This window comes from Vibrio sp. S234-5 (assembly GCF_000960595.1).
GTDB lineage: Bacteria > Pseudomonadota > Gammaproteobacteria > Enterobacterales > Vibrionaceae > Vibrio.
Genome location: NZ_JZAM01000403.1, coordinates 1 through 2,969 on the forward strand (window position 1 = coordinate 1; position 2,969 = coordinate 2,969).

The 2,969-nt window shown below is 42.4% G+C and carries 3 protein-coding genes and 1 pseudogene; 1 reads left to right on the forward strand and 3 read right to left on the reverse strand.

Features of this window, described 5'->3' with window-relative positions; genetic code table 11:
- Positions 1–237 precede the first annotated feature (237 nt).
- On the reverse strand, positions 238–807 hold the full coding sequence (locus UF06_RS22315; protein WP_000686204.1) for a flavodoxin family protein: 570 nt from the start codon (positions 805–807) through the stop codon (positions 238–240).
- A 252-nt stretch (positions 808–1,059) separates the two neighbouring features.
- Here UF06_RS22315 and UF06_RS22320 point away from each other — a divergent pair, with 252 nt between their 5' ends.
- The gene (locus UF06_RS22320) at positions 1,060–1,296 is read left to right on the forward strand and encodes a hypothetical protein (protein ID WP_013867767.1); all 237 of its coding nucleotides are present in this window, start codon (positions 1,060–1,062) and stop codon (positions 1,294–1,296) included.
- A gap of 217 nt (positions 1,297–1,513) precedes the next feature.
- Here the strand turns inward: UF06_RS22320 and UF06_RS27030 are convergent, their stop codons facing one another.
- On the reverse strand, positions 1,514–1,795 hold the full coding sequence (locus UF06_RS27030; RefSeq protein ID WP_045572429.1) for a hypothetical protein: 282 nt from the start codon (positions 1,793–1,795) through the stop codon (positions 1,514–1,516).
- A gap of 1,105 nt (positions 1,796–2,900) precedes the next feature.
- Positions 2,901–2,969, reverse strand: a pseudogene (locus tag UF06_RS28120) (DUF3265 domain-containing protein); the annotation flags it as partial.

Consider the following 2,969-nt stretch of genomic DNA (forward strand, 5'->3'; position numbering starts at 1 on the left):
GCCAAAGAACAAGTGTCCGGAAAACAGCGCCCACTGAAGCCAACTTGCCGACAAACTCAAAACTAACCAGCCGAGGGAACAAAGAAAAAACATAAACCACTGACTTTGCGTGATTAAGCATAACGCCCGCTTAAGGGGCAGCCAACGCCACTACTAACTTTCCGCATAACACCGTAATCACAAAAACCAACGCATAGTAAAAATGCCACGCGTTGGCTGTCCCTCTTGAAGCGTTTGTTATGTTTTGGGCTTAAGTTTAGAAACCAGACCCACAACCCTCTGCCCTAAATACTTCGCTGAAAGTAAGTCAACCTCGTCAGCAACACCATCAACTGATTGAGAAACAACACCAAGCTGGCAGCCAAAACGATTTAAACCTTGATCTTTATAACCATGAGCCAAATCTAGGCCAACCCAATACATACCGTGTTGATTTGCCAAAGTAACCAAATAATTTAGCGTACTTGATTGATCGCCATTCGGAGCGCTACCACTTGTAAAACCAGCCGCCACTTTACTTGACCACATTTGCTCACTCCAAAACTCACTACTTGCGTCAGCAAATGCTTTGAATTGAGCAGAAACGCCACCCATATATGTAGGTGAGCCCATTATGATGGCATCACATTCGAGTAGACTTTCGAAAAGTGTGGGGTTGATAAACCGACCCTCTACAATTTCCTTTCCGTCAATACGATGTTCAAGAACAACTGCATTCGGCTCTGCGCCACAGATCCCTTTGATAACTTCTTGCGCCAACTTTCCTGTAACATCTGTTTTAGTAAAGTAAATTACCGCTATTTTCACTGATGTGTCCTTTTTCTACGGAAAAACATAACGCCCGGCTAAGGGGTTGACAACGCACCGCCGAACTCAAAAAACACACTGTAAACACTAGACTTCAATTTTGCACTAAAACCGCCACGCGTTGGCAATCCCTCTTGAGCCGTTTGTTATGCAGTTTTTTAACCAATACTCAGTTTAGAGAACGAATTGCTTAGCCAAACTTATCTTTAGCTGCCACAATTCGCACTGTCATTTACTACCAATTGGTTCATCATGAAACTTTTAGTTCGCAATCTATCTCGCTCTACAACTGAACAAGAACTTCGTGTTTTATTCTCAGCTCATGGCTCCGTAGCCGAATGTACGCTTGTTTTAGACCAAGTAACGGGTCAATCAAAAGGCTTTGCTTTTGTCGAAATGCCAAACGAAAACGAAGCTAATGCTGCAATTTCTAGCCTAAACCTTTCTGACGTTGCCAAAAGCAAAATCAGAGTAAAAGCCGCAGAATAAACACCTTATATACAAAAAGAGTAAAGCTCCGTCAGTTCAAATACATTGGGCTGACGTCTTTTAGTTTCCGTTGAGCCTGTAGAACTGCATAACGCCGCGTTAAGGGGCAGCCAACGCCACTACCAACTTAACGCATAACACCGTAATCACACAAACCAACGCAGAATAAAAATGCCACGCGTTGGCTGTCCCTCTTGAACGCTTTGTTATGTGTTGCCTATTGACACTTGAGTTTTTTGGCTTTTTCAATAATTTCAATAGGTAAACGATTAGAACTAATAACCATATCCAAAGCATCGTATTCACGATGATCATTGAATATACGCCTAGATTGCGATATTCGAGTAATACAACCAGACTCTTGATAACCCTCTACCGCTATCAAGTGCTCAATCAAATCTTCTTTTGACCAGTTTCGATCCTGAAATAACTCGTAGTATTTAACAAAACACTCTTTTCCGATTGATCGTAGGCTTCGATCTAACTGTTTATCATCCATAGTGCTACCAGCGAACAAATTTCTCTTAATAAATATGACACATGACCAACAAGACACATAACGCCGCGTTAAGGGGCGCAGGCACGCAATACAAAAGTCACCGCATGACGCCTTAACCACTAAACCCAACGCAAATTGAAAATGCCACGCGTGCCAAGTCCCTCTTGAACGCTTTGTTATGCTTAAGCTTCAATGACTTACGCTTTACCAAAACCAAGATTAACTCGGTTTTGACTCACAAACAAAAGCCAAAAATCAAAAAACTGAAATGACTCATATTTTTGAAAATCAGACTTTGAACTTTGGCGGATAAAACCGAAAAACCTAAGATCACATTTCTGATTGAGCCAACCGCCCTAACCTCGCGCTTTCCAGAAAATTGATTGAGGCAACGCTCTGAATTTCCAGCGCCAAAGAATAAGTGTCCGGAAAACAGCGCCCACTGAAGCCAACTTGCCGACAAACTCAAAACTAACCAGCCAAGGGGACAAAGAAAAACCATAAACAACTGATTTTGCGTGATTAAGCATAACGCCCGGCTAAGGGGTTGACAACGCACCGCCGAACTTAAAAAACACACTTAAACACTGAACTTCAATTTTGCACTAAAACCGCCAAGCGTTGACAATCCCTCTTGAGCCGTTTGTTATGCAAATTCAATAAGATAAACCGACTTTACTCGATCAAAAGCCACGATTGCAATGGTTGAGTAATTCAAGAATCAACCCAAGTAGGAGCCGTGATAAATAAGCCGCCAAAACAAAGTCCACCTTTCAACAACAAACCAAGCTTTTGAATGAGACAAACTCAACAAGCAAGACTTTCAGCAAATGCGAAATACTCGATAAACTTGCCCTTTCCACACTTTGCGCCCACTTAATTTACAACGCGCGAACGCTAAAACTGATTGAGGCAAACAAAGAACTTTGCCTGTTTTACCGCTTGAGTTAACCACGAATTTTAGGGTAAAAAAGCTCATTTGCCGACAACACAAAACGAATGGCCGGAGAAATCCAAAAGATTGAACCCCTAAATTTACCTGAGTTGCATAACGCCCGGTTAAGGGGCAGCCAACGCCATTACCAAGCTTCCGCATAACACCTTAACCACAAAAACTAACGCATGGTAAAAATGCCGCGCGTTGGCTGTCCCTCTTGAACCGTTTGTTATGCTT